The sequence below is a fragment of the Brevibacterium antiquum genome, from assembly GCF_016107655.1.
Classification (GTDB): domain Bacteria; phylum Actinomycetota; class Actinomycetes; order Actinomycetales; family Brevibacteriaceae; genus Brevibacterium; species Brevibacterium antiquum.
The window spans coordinates 97668-115351 of sequence record NZ_JABASX010000004.1 but is presented as its reverse complement, the minus strand read 5'-3'; the positions used below and the strand labels follow the sequence as shown (position 1 = coordinate 115351).

Below are 17684 nucleotides of genomic sequence, written 5' to 3'. Positions count from 1 at the left end.
AAGACCGCCTCCCGGTCATACGGGTGCGATTCAAACTCGGGTTGGCACGTAACATTGTGCCGAGTTTCGAAGGTTCGTCAGATCACAATCGATCTTTACTGTACCCGGAAGTTACGCGATTGTAATCCCCCAATAACGACTTGTCTCAAAGTCGCCCTCGGGGTGGTTTCCTGGCAGGGCATCCTGCTAAGATTGAAGTTTTGATTATCGGAGCGCCTGCCACGAGCGACAACCCACTCACACTGCTATCGCAGTGATCTCACTGAGTTCGTTCTGCCACTGGCTGATATCTGCAGCGAGCCTCGCGGGGTCGAGGCTGTTGCGGTAGGTGATCAGCTCGGCCTCCTGAACAGGCGACATGACACCCGCTGCGCTCAAACGGTGCAGCGGCGTCGCAGGATCGTCGTAGACCCGTTTGCGGTGACCGGTCGAGTCCCTGACCCAGGCGACCGGCTTCCGGATCGGCGTGAAGAAATTCAGCCGATCGTTGACCGCCCTCCACAGATGGTTGAGCGCCCACCTGGCCTCCTCGGTGTCATAGCGATTGACGAACCCGTACTCGTGGACCAGGTGCTGATGCTTCGAAGCCTCCGGCAGCCGGTCTCGTCGATGATCCTTCGGCACAGGGCTGTAGTGGATATCAAGTGCCTGCGCCCACGCGGCGACCGCTTCGTGGACCCTCTCGCATGCGTTGCTCAATTCGACGGCGTTGACCCAGAAGGGAATGCCCGTGATCTCGTCGAGCGACCACTGCAGTGTATCGGCGACGAGGTCCGGAGCGTTGTCTGCAAGGCTTCGAGTGAACACCCACCCGGTGTGCAGGCATGTGGCGTTGAGGGTGAATACGGAGCCCCCGCTGAGGGCTGAACCCGTGTGGGCAACGGTATCGGCCAGGAAGAAGCCAGGTTCATCCTCATTCTCCCCGCCGGCGAAGTCGAAGAATTCGGCACTGGGCGCATGAGAGCGCCTCGTTGACACATTGCGAGTCGCAAAGTCACATGTTCGGGCACACTGCAGGTAACGGTCGATCGAGGCCGGGCTGACGGACAGCAGCTCCTCCCGCACCCCCCGGCTGTAACCGTCTTCACCGTCTGTCAGGGAACCGTGACGTTCCAGAGCATCGAGCAGCACAGGCATGGCGGCGGCCAGATATTTTCCACTCTGTCGACCAGACCAGTCCCAGACCTGTTCCAATGCCGTCCTGGCCTCGACTGAGTATTTGCCCTCCCTGTGACGCGGCTGGTCAGCTTCGTCCAGCGCCGGCCTCTGCCCTCGTGCCAACTGAGCCAAGAGCCTGCGGACATGGTCCCGTGACCACCCAGTCATTACGGCGATCTCGTCGAGAATCCAGCCTTTGTCCTGCTTCCGAGCTGATCTGTAGCGATCCAGATAATCGTTGACGATCATCCCGCGTTGTCTCCTCGAACCAGAATGAGGAGCTAATTGCGTATGCATGAATTCCTCTGTTCCTCCATTTTCGTCACGACTTCGCTGCCGCATGCAGCTCATTACGATTTCAGAACTCCGATGCTATTGTTTGATTAGGCAGGAGGTCTTCCTAAATCGAGGGAGACAACAGAAAATGTCACAAACTGCAGCGCGGCTACTCGGATTACTGTCATTGCTGATGGTTCCTCGCACTTGGTCCGGCACGGAGTTGGCGGAGCGCCTCAACGTCAGCTCACGCACGGTACGCACCGACATCGGCACATTGCGCGACCTCGGCTACCCTGTCGAGGGAACCCGCGGTGGGGAGGGCGGATACCGCCTGGGGTCCGGCGGATCTGCTGTGCCGCCGCTGCTGCTCAACCCTGACGAAGCCGTCGCCGTTGCTGTGGGACTCCACTCCGGCCTGAGCTGCATCATCGGCGGAATGGAAGAGACTTCGGCGCAGGCCCTGGCGAAGCTTGAGCAGATGCTGCCCGCCACCGTGCGCAACCGTGTGAAGAACCTCGCCCATTTCACAGTCCCGCTGGCCGGCAACCATCCGATGCCGATCGTCGATCCGAATCTGCTGACCCTGATCATCGAGTACTGTCACAGCCACGAGCGGTTCAGATTCACCTACACCTCAGAGACCGGCGCCTCTTCGGATCCAGGAGGCACACCGACGAATAGGGAGCGCGGCGGGGAGTTCGAGGTGGAGCCCTACCGGCTGGTGAACCATCAGCATCGCTGGTTTCTCCTCACCTTCGACCCCGGGGAAGAGGCTTGGATGATCTTCCGGGTCGAACACATCGTGCCCAAACTGCCCGGAGGTCGACGCTTCGAGCCCCGGGCTCTCCCTGCCGAAGACATCGGAGCCTATGTCGAGCGCAACGTCTCAGCCAGCAGGTGGAAACACGCAGCCACAGTCACCGTAGACGCTGAGGCATCCGAGGTCATGAAGATGCTGATGCCGGCCGAAGGTACCGTCGAACCTCTCGACGAACAACGCTCGACGGTGAAGATCGGGGCCGAGACTGTCAGCACCATGGCATTGACGCTGGCCAGGCTCGACGTCGAGTTCGTCGTCGAGGACTCACCGGAGCTCAATGCGGAGCTCCGTGCACTCTCGGATCGACTGCTGCGTGCGACGACGCAGGCAGGACCAGCTGCTGCGCACCGTCCCACCTCGATATAGCCTGCTGTTTGCGGCTGAGTCCAACACCGAACGATCCTCACCCCACGTGTCCGCGAAATCCATAGTGTCACGCGGCTTTTCGCGGGCATGACTCGTGAGTCTTGTCCTTTCCTTGTCTCCTGCAATCGTCGAACTGTAGCTTTCTTAGCAATCGCCGAAGTTACACCGCGACTATTCCGAGAAATCATTGTGGTCAATTTTCACCACAGTCCCCTTGTCCCGAGGCAATGGTCCATTTCAATGCCTGCGGACGAATTCAATCAGAACCCAATCACATCTGAACAATCGCAATCGACATTCGTTTGGAGAATACACATGCGTCCACCGAAATGGCGGATCGCCTTGGCCATCACGGCCGCCGCCTGCATTCTGGGAACCTCCCTGCAACCTGGCCCAGCTGCGGCCGACGAATACGCAGACGGAGTGCAGAGAGTCACCGACATCAGTCCACGGGCCGTCGCCACCACCGACTTCATCACCGACAGCGAAGCGGTGACCCTCACGGCCACAGGCTTCCTTCCAGGCGAGGAGGTGCGACTCGACATCGCATCCACACCGAGAGGCATCGAAGCCATCCACGACAGAAGACGAGCTCGAGCCGATGGAACGGTGACGTTTCCAATCGGCGCCCCACCCGGCCGACCGCTCAACGCCTACGCGGGCGGGTACCAGGCTGAGATCACGTCGGAGCAGAGCATGGACGACAAGCACTTGCGCGAATCGTTCTCGGTCCTGCCCGTCATCCCCACCAGCGGTACAGACACCGGCGCCGGAACCGGCGGGGCCACGACACCGGTGGGGAGCATCGGGCTACAGACGGGCAACGAGCTTCAGGCCCCGCCGAGTCCGGGATTGTCGGTCTTCGGCGTCGGCCTGAGCATGCTCACCCTCGTCTTCGCCGCAGCCGCAACCACCGTCGTGGCCCGAAAGTCACCGAATTCGACGAGCGATGACCGACAGTAAGGACAGACAGCACATGACTCTGCCTGAGCAGATGATCCGAGCCGAACTCCTCAACTCACGGATCACGCGAACCAACGCCATCTACGCCCGCTTCTACGGACCGCTGTGCCTGCTGGTCATCTCGCTGACGTTCTTCCCCTATTACGAGTCGGACCCAGACAGCTCGATCATCTACGGAAACCTGTGGCAGGAGGTGGTGCGTCTCGGACCCGGCTACGACCTGATGGCGCTAATGGTCCTCCTTCTGACAGCACTGCTGTTGGCCTTCGCGGCAATGGGAAAACTGTCGACGAGCGGTCTGATCGCAATCCTGGTGGGATCAACCGCCGTCGGATCCACACTGCTGCAGTCCCCCGGGTATGTTGACCCTCCGGCCTACACGGATTTCGGTGTCTTCGACATCGTCCTCAGCTTCATCACGGCCGGCCTGGTGCTGGGGCATGCCGTCCACCTGTTCGTCCTCGAGCTGGCATTCCAACGCGGAGGCGTCTGAGCCTCATCGCCTCACCGCGCGAGCCTCAACGCGCGAGCAGGCCTCGTGCTTCCAACGCGGGAATGACCTGCAGACGAGTCAGTGGAGCGAACTGACGCTCAACGGTGTCGACTGGCATCGGCGCGTAGGGAAACCACGCGGCCTCAGCGATTTCGGCCTGATGGTCGATGCGATCGACGTCGAGTTCAGCGGGCAGACCCTCATAGCAGAACACGTCCCCGACCACTCTGTGGTCGGCTTCATTGGCCGCATCCGCGGCGAAGGTACCCAGCGGGGCCAGGCGGCCGGCCTCCAGCGCCAGGCCCAGTTCTTCGCTGATCTCCCTGATGATCGTCGCCTCGGCGCTCTCACCGGATTCGGGTTTGCCGCCGGGGAGCATGAACGACGTCGTGCCCTCCTTGCGAACCATGAGGAGAAGAGGTTCGAACGGGTGCAGCAGGACGAGTGCGCTGACTCGGATATCGTTCATTCCAGCCTTTCGTCAGTCATTCGTCAGCCTTTCCGTCAGTCATTCCAGACTCCGGAGGCACCTCGGCGATGGGATCCGAGGACGTGCGTGTCAACCATACCGACCGCCTCCATGAGCGCATACATGGTGGTCGGTCCCACAAACCGGAACCCCTTCTTCTTCAGCGCCTTCGACAGCGCCAGAGACTCGGGGCTCGTGGTGGGAATCTCGCTCAGTACGCGGGGACGCGGGGTGGTCTCAGGTTGGAAGCTCCAGATGAAATCGCCGAGGCCACCTTCCTCGCGCATCGCCAATGTTGCTTTGGCATTGCCGATGCAGGCTTCGATCTTGCCGCGATGCCGGATGATTCCCGCATCGGCGAGCAGGGATTCGATCTCGGGCTCACCGAACTTCGCGACTACCTCGGCGTCGAAGTCCTTGAAGACCTGTCGGAAGCGTTGACGCTTCTTCAGAATCGTCAGCCACGACAATCCGGCTTGGAATCCTTCGAGACTCAATCGTTCGAACATCCCGGATTCGTCCCTAACGGGCATACCCCATTCGGTGTCGTAGTACGTACGCAGCAGCGGGTCACCATAGGCCCACGGCGTTCGGGCGAGCCCGTCCTCGCCTGCCACCGCGCCGTCTGCGGCTGTTCCATCGCCGGCATTCGTCTCTGTCATCGGTCCCTCTCCACTGCCTCGCCCTTCCACACCGTCACGGTACCCCGGCGCACTGACATTGCGCGTCAGTGGCGATGTGTACCCTGATCTCATGAGTCCAGAGCGGGAAACGGCAACGGTGGCGATGATCGGTTTCGGGGCGATCGGGCGACATGTCGCACGGCTGCTGCATCCGGAGATCTCGAGTGGGCGGCTGAGGCTGACAGCGCTGGTCCGGGACCTCGACAAGCACGCCGAGCATCGGGACCTGGGAGCCGATCTCATTGAGGTCGAGCATCCTGAGGACCCACGCTGGGCCGAGCTCACGGCCGATGCCGTGGTCGAATGTGCGGGGGTTCCAGCTGCCAAAGCCTATGGTCCGGCCGTGGTGGCCACTGGCACTCCGATCGTGCTCACCAGCGTCGGTGCCCTCGCCGATCGGCCGACCAGGCAGGCGCTTCTGGCCGGCCCGGGCGAGCTGCATGTGACGAATGGGGCGATCGGCGGGCTCGACGTCCTCGAGGCCGCTGCTCAGGCACAGGCCCTCGACGACGTGTCGATCAGGACGGCCAAAGCTCCGGCCGGTCTCATCCAACCGTGGATGGGCGCCGAGGAGGTTCGCCGGCTCAATGAGCTGACCCCGGCAGATGGGGCGCAGACCATCTTCACCGGCTCCCCAGCCGAGGCGATCGTAAGGTTCCCGGCCAACGTCAACATCACCGTCGCGCTTGCCTGGGCGACGCGTGGGCTCGGAATCGACGCAGCGGAGAATGACGAGCTGATGGAGGAGGCACTGCACCGGACGCAGGTGGAGATCAGGGCTGATCCCAGTCAGGTGGACTCACACCATGAGATCACCGCGAGCGGATCGGCAGGTGACTTCACATTCTCGATCTCGTCGACGCCGAGCCCGGAGAACCCGGCAACCAGCGGTCTCACTGCGCTCTCGGTCACTCGGACCCTGCGGACATGTGTGGAGGGCCTGCGCCGGCGCTGACCGTGGTTGCCCGATCACAGACAGTGGCTGCCAGATCACAGACAACTGCCCCGAGACACACAGCTGTCCCCGGCTCGGCCGTCAACCTCGAGGGCAGATGGCTGGACCGGGGACAGGGTGCAGACGATGTCAGTCGTCGGGGTGAGCGATGTTCTCCTGCATCTGCAGGAACTCCACGTGACGACCGTACTTGTCGAGGATGTCGTCGATGAGCTGTTCCTTCGAGTAGCCCATGACGTCGTATCCCTGACCGGTCCCACCGTCGAGGTAGACCTCCATCCGGAAGTAGTCCTCGGTTCCGCGCGGGATGTGTCCGCCGAACGAAGGAACACTGACCTTGTGCGGCCAGATCTGGTAGCGGAACGGGTATTCGCCCTTGCCGTCGACTTCGAGCTGGATGAGCTCACCGTCTTCGACGAACACGCCTTCTGTGTCGACACGACCGCAGTGGGCGTCGACACCGCGCTCGACCATCTCTGCCACGACCTCTTCGAAGGTGGGCAGCAGGACCTCGCGTTCGAAGTCGCGTGCCTTGCTCCCGCTGGGGAAGGACAGGACTCGACCGAGCTGACGCTGCCAGGGCTCATGGCCGTCGACTGTGCGCGAGCGTCTTGCCAAGGAACCAGGCAGACTCTGAGAGACGCTGTCGACTCGGTGTGCCTCGACCCGCAGCGCCTTGTACAGACCGACCATCACGAGGATGACGACGAAGGCGAACGGCAGACCCATCACGACGGTTGCGTTCTGCAATGCCCCGACACCGCCGACGATGAGCATGGCAATCGTCAACGCACCGGTGGCCAGAGCCCAGAAGATGCGCAGCCCCGGCCGGCCGTCGTCCTGCGGGGTCGGCAGGCGCGATGAGAGGTTGGCCATGACGAGTGCAGCGGAGTCGGCCGTGGTGACGTAGAACAGCAGCGCGGTGATCGTCGCGAGTGCGGCGATGACGACGAATCCCGGGTAGTTCGAGAGCAGCTCATAGAACCCGCCCTCGGGGTTGAGCACCGTCTTCTCACCGAACTCCTTGTCGCCGTTGCGGATGAGGTCGAGGGCGGAATTTCCGTAGATCGAGATCCACATGAAGATGTAGATGAACGGGATCGTCAGGGTGCCGAGGACGAACTGACGAATCGTGCGTCCGCGCGAGATGCGGGCAAGGAAGAGACCGACGAACGAGGCGAAGGCGATCCACCAAGCCCAGAAGAACAGAGTCCAGTCGGTCATCCACGTTCCGGTATCTTCGAAGGCGAAGGTCTGTCCCGCCATGTTCGGGAACATCCGCACGAAGTCGAAGACGTTGAGGACGAAGGCGTTGAGGAGGAACTTGGTGTTGCCTGCGACCAGGACCCAAAGGCTGAGTGCCACTGCCAGGAAGACATTGAGGATCGAGAGGAACTTGATGCCCTTGTCGACGCCGGAGACGGCCGAGAGCGTCGCAACAGCGACGCCGACGACGACGATGCCGATCTGTGAGCCCACACCGATGGGAAGGCCGAAGACCGTGTTGAGACCGACGTTGACCATGACCACGCCGATACCCAAGGAGGTGGCCACACCGAAGACAGTGCCCAGCAGTGCTGCGAAGTCAACGGTGTCGCCCAGTCCGCCGTTGACGCGTTTGCCGAAGAGCGGGGCGAGCGCGGAGCGGATCGCCAATGGCATATTCATCCGGTAGGCGAAGTAGGCCAGTGCGATGCCCATGAGGGCGTAGAGCCCCCAACCGCTGATGCCGTAGTGGAACAGGGTCCAGACGGTGGCCTCACGGGCGGCCTCGACTGTTTCGGGTTCCGTGCTCGGCGGTGCCAGATATTGGGTGACTGGTTCAGCCACGGCGAAGAACATGAGGTCGGTGCTGATGCCTGCGGCGAAGAGCATCGAGGCCCAGGCCAGCAGCCCGTATTCGGGTTTCGAATGTTCGGGGCCGAGCTTCGTGTTTCCGTATTTGGACGCGGCGAGGTAGATGACGAAGACGAGGACGGCGGCCACGAGAAGGACGTAGAACCAACCGAACCAGTCCGACGTCCAGCCGACGACGGCACCGAGAACAGCCTCGGCGTTGGCCGGAGCGAAGAAGGCCCAGAGTGTGATGGCCAGAGTGCCGAGGGCTGCTGCGATGAAGACCGGCTTGTTCACCGGCGGCAGAACCTTCTTCACACCGCCCTTTGGCGACTTGGCGGGTTTGTCCACTGTGGCTGTCATCGGCTCACTCCTTCAGCGGACGACTTCGCGTCCACATCGATTTCCCTGTTTCTGCACACCGGGCTCCCGGTGAAGACCAACCATGCAGGCTACCATATCGTAACCGTCGGTAACCGGATAGCGGTCGAACTGTGACCTCACCAGGCACCTTGTGGCCGTCACGGCACCTTGTGGCCATCACAGCGCCGGTCCGTCTCTTCGCTCACACTCTGTCGATCCGGCCTCGGCTCACAGAGAGACGAGCAACAGAGCCAGGGCCATGACGACCCCGGATCCGATGAAGGCCACCGAGGTGTACCCGAGGATGTCACGCATCTTCAGTCCCGCGATCGCCAGCACCGGCAGAGCCCAGAAGGGCTGCAGCATGTTCGTCCACTGATCACCGTAGGAGACCGCCATGATCGCGATCGACGGATCGACTCCCAACTGGTTGGCGGCGTCGAGCATGATCGGCCCCTGGACTGCGAACTGTCCACCGCCCGAGGGCACGAAGAAGTTGACCAGACCTGCCGAGAGCAGTGCGAGGACGCCGAAGGTCGTCGGGTTCGCGATCGAGACGAGAGCGTCGGAGAATACGGCGATGAGGCCGGTGCCGGACATGATGCCCAGGATTCCCGCGTAGAGGGGGAACTGGAGCAGGATCTCGCCGACGTTCGAGGCGGCTTCCTTCGTCCGGTGGATGAGTTCGAAGGGGTTCTTCACGAGCAGGAAGATGAGCGCGAGGAAGGACCAGTTGACGATGTCGAGCGTCAGTCCCCCGCCCTGGGCGAAGTGGATGATCAGGTAGATCACGAGTGCCAGGCCGACGATGAGAGTGAGGATCCGCGAGGCGTCGATGCGGTCGGCCGGAGTCACGACCTCCTCGTCGAAAGTGGATCTCGATTCGGAGGTGATCGACTCAGGCAACTCGTAGACGGGTGCGTCCTTCTTCGGCGCGATGAGGTAGAAGAGAGCCCCACAGACGACGATGACGCCGAGAACGGCGAGTAGGTTCCAGGTAGAGAAGATGGTCTCGCTGACGGGGATGACTTCACCGCCCAGCGACTTCGCCAGGAAGGAATCGGGTGTTGCTGCGGTCAGCGGGCCCGAACCGGAGTAGCCCATGTGCCAGACCACGAAGCCCGAGTACCCGGCGGCGACGAGCAGCGGGAAGTGGACCTTGAGGCCGCGGCTGCGCGCCTGCACGGCGATCTCACGCGCCAGCAGGGCACCGACGACAAGGCCGAGGCCCCACGTGATGAGGCTGGCGATCGCGGCGACGACGAATACGAAGACGTAGGCGAAGGCCGGACTGCCGGGGACCCTGGCCAACCGGGTCAGCAGCTTCTGCACCGGGCCGGTGTTCGCGAGGATGTGGCCCAGCAGCAGGATGAGGGCCATCTGGGTCATGAACTCGAGGAGTCCTGCCAGTCCCTCACCCCAGCCGGTGACAACATCGACCGGGCTGGCCCCGGTGAGGATGAACGCCAGGACGGCGACGATGAGGGTGAGAACGATGGCGAACGTCAGCGCTGACGGAATCCACTGTTCGAGGAAGCGGTTGATCGGACGCATGAACCCTTGTGAGGCCGCGGCGTTGACCTGGGGCGACGGCTTCGGTGCCGACATGAGATCCTCCTGCTGAGAAAAGAATGTGTGTGTCCTCAGCTTACAATCAGAGCGCTGATCGACTCTGCGATCAGCGCTCCGAGAGTGGCAGGCGGCTCAGCCTCAGTTCTTCTTGAACACCAGCTGCTTGTTGACGAACTCGTCCATGGCCAGCGGGCCCAGCTCGCGCCCGACGCCGGAGCGCTTCACTCCGCCGAAGGGCAGGTATTCACGGCTGCCCTCTGGCGTGTTGAGGAAGATCATGCCTGAGTCGATCTGGGAACCGACGCGCTCTGCCCGCTCCAGGTCGTTGGAGAACACAGCGGCGCCGAGTCCGAACGGGGTGTCATTGGCCATCTCGACGGCCTCTTCCTCGCTGCTGACTCGGTAGACGATGACGGCGGGACCGAAGAGTTCTTCGTAATAACCGCGCATGCCCTTCTCAACATCGGCGAGGACGACAGGTTCGACAAAGGCGCCGCCACCGTCGTAGCGCTTGCCGCCGGCGAGCAGAGTGGCGCCGTCCTTGACCGTGTCCTGAACCTGCTCGATGAAGCGATCGGCAGCCGCAGTCGAAGACAGCGGGGACAGACGGGAACCTTCAGCACCGGGGGTTTCGGGGGTGAACTTCTTGGCCGCCTCGGTGATCGATGACAGGAACTCGTCGTAGACGTCATCCATGACGATCATGCGCTTGGGTGAATTGCACGCCTGGCCCGTGTTGCCCATGCGGGTCTTGAAGAAGGTGTTCGCGCTCTTCTCCACATCGGCGGTGTCGAGGAGGATGTAGGGGTCGGATCCGCCGAGCTCGAGGACGACTTTCTTAAGGTTCTTACCGGCTTCGGCGGCCACAGCCGAACCTGCCCGCTCGGAACCGGTCAGGGACACACCATGGTTGCGTGGGTCGGGCAGGATGATGTCTGCGACCTGTTCGTTGCTCGCATAGATGTTGATGTAGGCGCCCTCGGGCAGTCCGGCTTCGATGAAGATCTCTTCCATGATCTGAGCCGAACGGGGGCACTGCGGGGCGTGCTTGAGCAGGATCGTGTTGCCCAGGGCCAGGTTGGGCGCTGCGAAGCGTGCGACCTGGTAGTAGGGGAAGTTCCAGGGCATGATGCCCAGCAGGGATCCGACCGGCTTGCGGCGGATCATCGCGGTACCGTCATCGGGTCCGCGCAGGGGCTCATCGGCCATGAATGCTTCGGCGTTATCGGCGAAGTAGCGGTAGATGGCGGAGCTCAGTCCGACCTCGCCCTTGCCTTCGGGGACTGCCTTGCCCATCTCCAATTGGATGACCTTCGCCAGCTCTTCGGCCCGCTCCGCGTAGATTTCGGAGACGCGGACGAGGATCGCGGCGCGGTCGGCCACGGAAGTCTGACTCCATTCGGTGAAGGTGGTCGCGGATCGATCGAGTGCGGCCAGGATCTCTGAGTCGGTCGCTGTGGCGAATTCTTCGGCCACTTCGCCGGTTGCCGGGTTGGTCACGCGATACATGGTGGACATGTCGAGCCTCATTTCTGCGGGGGTTGTTGACCTCGATCCAACGGCGCGGAACCGAGTCTCCGGCACCGATCGACGAATGGATTCATCTCCCACGCTATGGCCCAATCACCTCGGCGGCAATTCCCCATCCCACCCCTTGAACACGGCCGCGAATGTGATCGCTGTTACTGTGTTGCCATGGACAGTGTGACTGAACTCGTGAAGCGCTATTACTCCACCGTCGATGCCGGAGACGCGGGTGCCACCTCGGCGCTCTTCGCGGCCGAAGGTCACTACGATCGGCCCGGATATCCGACCATGATCGGAACTCAGATCACCGATTTCTACCACGGTGAGCGCGTCATCGAATCGGGTGCGCATTCGCTGACTGAGATCCTCATCGACGGCGACCGCGCGTCCAGCCGCGGGGTCTTCACCGGCCGACTCAAGGACGGCACGGAAACCTCCGTGGGCTTCGCCGACTTCTTCCTCTTCGACACCGAGGGCCTCATCGTCGAACGCACCACCTACTTCTACCAAGCCGCAGTGTAACCAGCCGCTGCTTCACTCCTGTGGGCAGCGGCGCCTCACCGCTGTCTCACTCCTGTGAGTGCGCGCCACCCTGGCCACGGGACTCGAGCACGGAGCGCTGCGCCCGGTCCCTGGCCTCGGCGGCGGCCCGGCTCGGCGTCTGGCCGTAGGCCCGCTCCACCTGGGCATAGACATCGGCCATGCCCTCATCGCTGAGGTCGAGTGGAAGCTCGCCGATCTGGGCGAACGAGGTTCCGATGTGCTGCATGAAACCTCGGATCCCTGTCTCTCCCCCGCCGAGGTGCATCGCCTCGAACTGCCCCACCGCGGACCAGCGCAGGCCCAGAGAATTCTTCATCACCGCGTCGAGGTCGGGTGCCGAGATGACACCGTTGGACACCAGTGCGATCGCCTCCTTCATCAGCGCGTTCTGCAGGCGGTTGCCGACGAACCCGCGAACTTCCCGGTTCAGTGCCACGGGTTCGCGCCCGCAGCTGCGGTAGAATTCGAGGGCTCGCTCGACAGTCTCGGAGCTGGTCGCCGGGGCCGGAACCACCTCCACCAGGGGCATGAGGTGGGGAGGATTGAACGGATGGCCGACGATGACGCGGGCTGCGACCTCCGCTGGCAGATGTCGAGCGATCAATGATGCAGGGATGGTCGACGAGGAGGTCGCGAAGACCGCGTCGGTCGGGGCCGCTGCCGCGATCTGGGCGAACAGCTTCGGCTTGGCTTGGGGATCCTCGGGCCCCGATTCCTGCACGAACGAGGCTTCAGCCACCGCGGCCTCGACGGATTCGGCGAGGCTGATGGACCCGAGTTCGGAGGCGAGCATTTCGTGGGCGGCAGCATCGGCACTGACGGCGGCCTGCAACTCGGCGACCACCTCGGCGAGGTCGTCTCTGGGGTCGAAGACCTGGACCGGGTAACCCGATCGGGCGAACAGCCAAGCGAATGAACGGCCGATCGTCCCGGCCCCTATGACAGCAACGCAGAAGCTCATAACTTAAGGCTATACCTGCCGATTGCTCTTCGACGTCACCCGCCGGCACCAGCACAGATGCTTCAGATATCGATGTGCGGGCACGTCAAGACGGGCTGTTCGGTGGCACAATGTCACCATGACACCGCGCGAAGGATTGACCACAGTGGACTCGGAGATCATTGCCCTGGCCGAGGATGAGTATGCGGCCGCAGCTGACGCCGCCCGGATCGAGGTGCGCGAGATCCACACCGCCGCCGAGGCCGCCGAAGCCGCCCTCCTGCTCGACGAGGTGTGGAGCGTCGACGAGACGGGCACCAATGTGCTCGAGCCCGGACTCATCGTCGCCTTCGCCCATGCGGGAAACTATGTCTCGGCCGCCTACAGCCTCGACGAACCCGACGAGATGATCGGGGTGACGATCGGCTTCTTCGGCCAGCCGCTGGGAACGGTCATGCACTCTCACATCGCTGGTGTGCGACATCAGATCATCGGCCGCGGCGCCGGGTCGGCGATGAAGCTGCATCAGCGCCTGTGGTGCCTCAACCTCGGCGTCACGGAGATGACCTGGACCTTCGATCCGCTGGTGGCACGCAACGCCTACTTCAACTTCCAGCGTCTGGGAGTGGGAATGGTCGAATACCTCGAGGACTTCTACGGGCAGATGCGCGACGGCGTCAATGCCGGTCAGGCCAGCGACCGCATGGTCGTATCGTGGCCGCTCGACAAGCCGGCCAGAGCCACGCTCGCCGAGGCGGACGATGCCTTCGAATGTCTGCGCAGTGACGACAACGGTGAACCGCTGGTTGCCGAAGTGCCTAAGGAAGCCAGTCTGGTCTCCCTCGACATTCCCTCCGACATCGAGACGCTGCGCGGCCAGGATGCCGAACTCGCCTCACGGTGGCGGAAGGCATTGCGCGATTCGCTGACCGCGCTCGTCGCTGACGGCTGGGTCCTCGACACCTGCCTCAAGGGCGGAACGTACCTGCTCCACCACCCGTGAGGGCGCACCCGCCTGCAAGTGGGCGCCCGCCTGCCTCTCCTGCGTGGATGCCTGCCTGCCTGCCTCCCCACCCCTGAGTGGGCGCCCGCCCGTCTGCCTCCCCACCCTTGAACCACGCGGGTAGAGTCTCGCGACTTTCATCTATCGCGACAACGGCGGAGGAATGCCCGTGAACCATCCACTGCACAGCAGCTAGCCGAGCCGCGGCACGCACCCCGCAACTCGGGTACAGCGCTGACACGCGCCCGGCTCGCCGAGAAACACGTCGGGCACCAGGCGCCTTCCCCGAAAAACGGGCGTCGCCCTGAGACATCTAAGTGCACAACCGATATTCGGGACAGACACCGTGTTTCGATGCAGCGTCGCAACAGCTCTCAACTTGCCTGACCCAAATTGGCGGCCTCAGTTCAGCGTAGATCCTAGTTCACTCGCTCAGCCAGGGCCTGCCGCTGATGCTTGATCATCAACGAATCGATGCAGTTCTTGATCGCAGTGAAGCTTCCCGGGCGGAATAGGTCACCGAATGTCAGATTGAAGACTTGGTATCCGGCATTGAGAAGATTCATGTGGCGCTGATGGTTTTGCTTTGCAGCTTCATCAGGACCATCAGGGTGGAGATAGTATTTCCCCACTCCGTGAACCTCGACTATGACGGGAACCGTGTCGTGTTGAAAATCATTGCGCCCAATGAGCCCACCCACGGCGGACCGAACATCAACCTGAGGCACCATCCCGGTGATCCCGTGTCTGTGGAACTTGACTGCACAAAATGACTCGGACGGCGCTTCGTAAACAGCGCCCGAGAGATCCAACGCCACTTGCGCCCGCCGCAGGCCACGCCTCCCGTTCCTCAAATACCGGCGAACTTCATCGGTACTCACCCCGCGATCTCTCATCGCCTGTGAAATCAAGGGAACAGAGACTTCAAGACTGTGATCGAGAGCGATGTCTGCGAGAGTGCGGCTCAAGGTGGTAATCGGATAGCTGAAACCCTCAGCGACATCAGAGACTTCGAGCTTGCGCGAGTACACGAACATTCCAGGATAGTTCCGAGTGACTGTGCCCCTGGAGACCTCTACTTTCCTCGTCCCAGTGATCACCGGATCAAGGCCGTGAAGGAGCGCCGCCGACACATGCGAGAAGACATCGCCGGGCAGCACAGTGTCACGTCGGGTCGATATCTGCAGCCGCAACCGCTCGATCTCGTCTCTGATGTCTCCATGAAATTTCGGGAACGTGGTCCCTGGCTCAGAGGAAAATGGTGCGAGCACAGCATGATGCTCCTGGTCGCACCGGCCTTTGAGGGCGAAATATCCCCGTCGCACCTTGTACAGACAGCACCCGACAGCCTCAGCCACATGCTGTCGCGGCATGTCGAGCTCGCACAGTTGCTTGGTTGTCAGCACCCGGAACATTCCATCATTATGCATCTATCCAGCATCAAACGCAATCAAATACTATCTATTTACACCTAATGCGCTTATACGCTAAAGAGAAGAATTCAATTACGAGTGCGAGTGAAAGGCGGGAGCGAGGATCAGACATGACCCCGCAGAACAGGCGGGAGCGAGGTTAAGTCATGATTCCACAGAACAGGCAAGTGCTGAGGAAAGGGTGAACCGTGTGGAAAGAGTGAGCATGCAGCCCCGGGGAGGCGAAACCCTTTGGACGGCCGGCGAGGGTGCTCGGGGGCAGCCCGGCTCCGTCCTCAACGGCGCGCAGCCTGCCCGCGACTTCCCGACCCTTCAGCCCCGCACTCTCCATTTGGGTCTGAGACACGGACTGCGCGCTGAGACTCGGGTCCGGCACCTTTACCTCAGGCGCTGATTTGATCGAAAACCGCACGCCGAACCGACGAACGCGGGTGTTCAACCGAGTTTCGATTGAACACCCGCGTTTCGAGGAAGCAAGTCTGACCTCGCGGTCTCTTTGGCCTGGTTGCTCAGCTCACTTCTCTTCCCAATTCTTGCGCAGCAGCTTCTTGTCGAGCTTCCCGACCGACGTGCGAGGCATCTCCGCAACGACGTTGACCTCATCTGGCATCTGCCACTTGGCGAAGCGCTCACTCAGCGTTTCGATGATCGACTCACGGGTCACCTCGGCGCCGTCGCTGGCTACGACATAGGCGACGGGACGCTCATCCCACTTCTCATCGGGGACTCCGATGACGGCTGCCTCCTTGACGTTGGGGCTGTCGAGGATCGCGTTCTCCATATCGATCGAGGAGATCCACTCGCCGCCGGACTTGATGACATCCTTGAGGCGGTCGGTGATCTTGAGATAACCATGCTGGTCGATGACACCGACGTCACCCGAGCGCCACCAGCCGTCGATGAACCGGTCCGCATTGTCGGGCAGCTGGTAGTAGGACTCGGTGATCCAGGGACCGCGCATGACGATCTCGCCCACAGACTTCCCATCACGGGGCATCTCCTGGCCGGTCGGGTCGACGATCTTGAGATCGACGCCGATGATCGGCAGACCCTGGTAGCGCTTGAGGTCCCACCTCTCCTCTTCGCTGAGGTTCATGCCGGACTTCAGGCGCCAGTTCGTGGTGGCCAGCGGAGTGGTCTCGGTGGCACCGTAGCCGTGGATCACCTCGGCGCCGGTGATCTCCTTGAACCCGCGCATCATCGACAGCGGCGGTTCGGAGGAGCCCGAAACAAGGCGGACTCCGCTGAGGTCAGGCGGGGTCGGCATGCTCTTCATCATCGCCAGCATCGGGGTGAAGATCGCAGGCGCACCGTTGGCCAGCGTCACCTTCTCTTCGATGAAGGCCTGACCGATGGCGCCGAACTCTTCGGCCGCGAATTTGCCGGGCAGGACGAGCTTGGCGCCAGCCGCCACTGCATTCTGCGGGAAGCCCCAGGAGAGCACGTGGAACATGGGGGTGATCGGCATGACGCAGTCGTCGAAGGTCGCCTGCAGTGCTGCCAGTCCGCCCATCGTGTGCAGGTAGATCGAGCGGTGGGAGTAGTAGACGCCCTTGGGTCGGCCTGTGGTTCCGGTCGTGTAGCCGGCGTAGGCCGCGGTCTTCTCGTCGACGACGGGCCAGTCGTAGGTCTCAGGCTTGTCGGCGATGAGGTCCTCGTAGAAGACGACGTTCTCCAGAGATGTCTCGATCTCCGAGGCGGGCTTGTCGGTCATGACGACCCAGCCCTTGACGTCGAGCTTCGGGGCGAGTGCCTCGGCGACGTGGAGGAGTGATTCGTCAACGAAGATCCAGTCGGACTTCGAGTGGCTGACCACGTAGGCGAGGTCCTCGGGGGCCAGACGCAGGTTGAGCTGGAGCATGGTCGCGGCCACGCCGGGGACCGAGAAGTACAGCTCGAGGTGACGGCGGGAGTTCCAGTCGATGACGCCGACCATGGAGCCTGCACCCACGCCGAGTTCGTCCAGGCCATGGGCCAGCTGGGCCATCCGCTTGTACTCATCGGCGTAGTTCGAACGACCCCAGGACCCGTCCGATCGGCGGTAGACGACCTCTGATTCGCCGAAGAAGGTCGCTGCATGGCGGATCAGGGTGGTGGTGTTGAGCTGGTAGCTGTCTCCGAGAGTGGATGGAATGCCTGTAAGCATGAGACTCCTTTTGTCATGGTGGTCGTTCTGGGGTGGAGGTGCCGTGCAGATATCCGGACTATTTTCATCGTCAGACTATCCCGGCAAGTGATACCGCTCACATCTTTCGCCGCAACGTTACCAATTAGAAACGTG

At 62.2% G+C, this 17684-nt stretch carries 15 protein-coding genes; 6 read left to right on the top strand and 9 right to left on the bottom strand.

The features are described from left to right. Window positions 1–237 precede the first annotated feature (237 nt). A complete protein-coding gene (locus JFC13_RS08115) occupies window positions 238–1407 on the bottom strand; it encodes an integrase (RefSeq protein WP_198396592.1) in 1170 nt (389 codons plus the stop codon). Between the two features lie 46 nt (window positions 1408–1453). Here JFC13_RS08115 and JFC13_RS08110 point away from each other — a divergent pair, with 46 nt between their 5' ends. From JFC13_RS08110 to JFC13_RS08100, 3 genes are all read left to right on the top strand, one after another. Then, a complete protein-coding gene (locus tag JFC13_RS08110; RefSeq protein WP_332839359.1) occupies window positions 1454–2623 on the top strand; it encodes a helix-turn-helix transcriptional regulator in 1170 nt (389 codons plus the stop codon). 315 nt (window positions 2624–2938) lie between these two features. Further along, a complete protein-coding gene (locus tag JFC13_RS08105) occupies window positions 2939–3586 on the top strand; it encodes a hypothetical protein (protein WP_198396590.1) in 648 nt (215 codons plus the stop codon). A 13-nt stretch (window positions 3587–3599) separates the two neighbouring features. Further along, window positions 3600–4079 carry a hypothetical protein gene (locus JFC13_RS08100; RefSeq protein ID WP_198396589.1) on the top strand — a complete coding sequence of 160 codons (480 nt, stop codon included), beginning with the start codon at window positions 3600–3602 and terminating at the stop codon, window positions 4077–4079. Between the two features lie 25 nt (window positions 4080–4104). On the opposite strand, the gene JFC13_RS08095 is transcribed toward JFC13_RS08100, so the two are convergent. Together JFC13_RS08095 and JFC13_RS08090 are read right to left on the bottom strand one after the other, a co-directional pair. After that, window positions 4105–4548, bottom strand: a complete 444-nt coding sequence (locus JFC13_RS08095) for an NUDIX hydrolase (protein WP_198396588.1) — start codon at window positions 4546–4548, stop codon at window positions 4105–4107. A 35-nt stretch (window positions 4549–4583) separates the two neighbouring features. Then, window positions 4584–5210 (bottom strand): DNA-3-methyladenine glycosylase I, encoded by a 627-nt coding sequence (locus JFC13_RS08090; RefSeq protein ID WP_198396587.1) that lies wholly within the window; start codon window positions 5208–5210, stop codon window positions 4584–4586. A gap of 91 nt (window positions 5211–5301) precedes the next feature. On the opposite strand from JFC13_RS08090, the gene JFC13_RS08085 reads away from it, so the two are divergent. Beyond that, window positions 5302–6186, top strand: coding sequence for an aspartate dehydrogenase domain-containing protein (locus tag JFC13_RS08085; protein ID WP_198396586.1), 885 nt, complete (start codon window positions 5302–5304; stop codon window positions 6184–6186). Window positions 6187–6315: 129 nt separating this feature from the next. Here JFC13_RS08085 and betT read toward each other — a convergent pair whose 3' ends face one another. The 3 genes from betT to JFC13_RS08070 all read right to left on the bottom strand — a co-directional run bounded on the left by betT (window position 6316) and on the right by JFC13_RS08070 (window position 11475). Further along, the gene (betT, locus tag JFC13_RS08080; protein WP_198396585.1) at window positions 6316–8385 is read right to left on the bottom strand and encodes a choline BCCT transporter BetT; all 2070 of its coding nucleotides are present in this window, start codon (window positions 8383–8385) and stop codon (window positions 6316–6318) included. A 228-nt stretch (window positions 8386–8613) separates the two neighbouring features. After that, on the bottom strand, window positions 8614–9993 hold the full coding sequence (locus JFC13_RS08075; protein WP_198396584.1) for a short-chain fatty acid transporter: 1380 nt from the start codon (window positions 9991–9993) through the stop codon (window positions 8614–8616). 102 nt (window positions 9994–10095) lie between these two features. Then, window positions 10096–11475, bottom strand: a complete 1380-nt coding sequence (locus JFC13_RS08070; protein WP_143920514.1) for an NAD-dependent succinate-semialdehyde dehydrogenase — start codon at window positions 11473–11475, stop codon at window positions 10096–10098. A gap of 177 nt (window positions 11476–11652) precedes the next feature. Between JFC13_RS08070 and JFC13_RS08065 the strand changes: the two genes are divergently transcribed. Next, window positions 11653–12006: a nuclear transport factor 2 family protein gene (locus tag JFC13_RS08065; RefSeq protein WP_198396583.1), complete on the top strand. Its 354-nt coding sequence runs from the start codon at window positions 11653–11655 to the stop codon at window positions 12004–12006. A 46-nt stretch (window positions 12007–12052) separates the two neighbouring features. Here the strand turns inward: JFC13_RS08065 and JFC13_RS08060 are convergent, their stop codons facing one another. Continuing rightward, the gene (locus tag JFC13_RS08060) at window positions 12053–12988 is read right to left on the bottom strand and encodes a 3-hydroxyacyl-CoA dehydrogenase NAD-binding domain-containing protein (protein WP_198396582.1); all 936 of its coding nucleotides are present in this window, start codon (window positions 12986–12988) and stop codon (window positions 12053–12055) included. Window positions 12989–13106: 118 nt separating this feature from the next. Here JFC13_RS08060 and JFC13_RS08055 point away from each other — a divergent pair, with 118 nt between their 5' ends. Beyond that, window positions 13107–13970 (top strand): hypothetical protein, encoded by an 864-nt coding sequence (locus tag JFC13_RS08055; protein ID WP_198396581.1) that lies wholly within the window; start codon window positions 13107–13109, stop codon window positions 13968–13970. Window positions 13971–14389: 419 nt separating this feature from the next. On the opposite strand, the gene JFC13_RS08050 is transcribed toward JFC13_RS08055, so the two are convergent. Together JFC13_RS08050 and JFC13_RS08045 are read right to left on the bottom strand one after the other, a co-directional pair. Next, the gene (locus JFC13_RS08050) at window positions 14390–15385 is read right to left on the bottom strand and encodes a hypothetical protein (protein ID WP_198396580.1); all 996 of its coding nucleotides are present in this window, start codon (window positions 15383–15385) and stop codon (window positions 14390–14392) included. A 532-nt stretch (window positions 15386–15917) separates the two neighbouring features. After that, the gene (locus tag JFC13_RS08045) at window positions 15918–17549 is read right to left on the bottom strand and encodes a long-chain-fatty-acid--CoA ligase (RefSeq protein WP_198396579.1); all 1632 of its coding nucleotides are present in this window, start codon (window positions 17547–17549) and stop codon (window positions 15918–15920) included. Window positions 17550–17684: the final 135 nt, after the last annotated feature.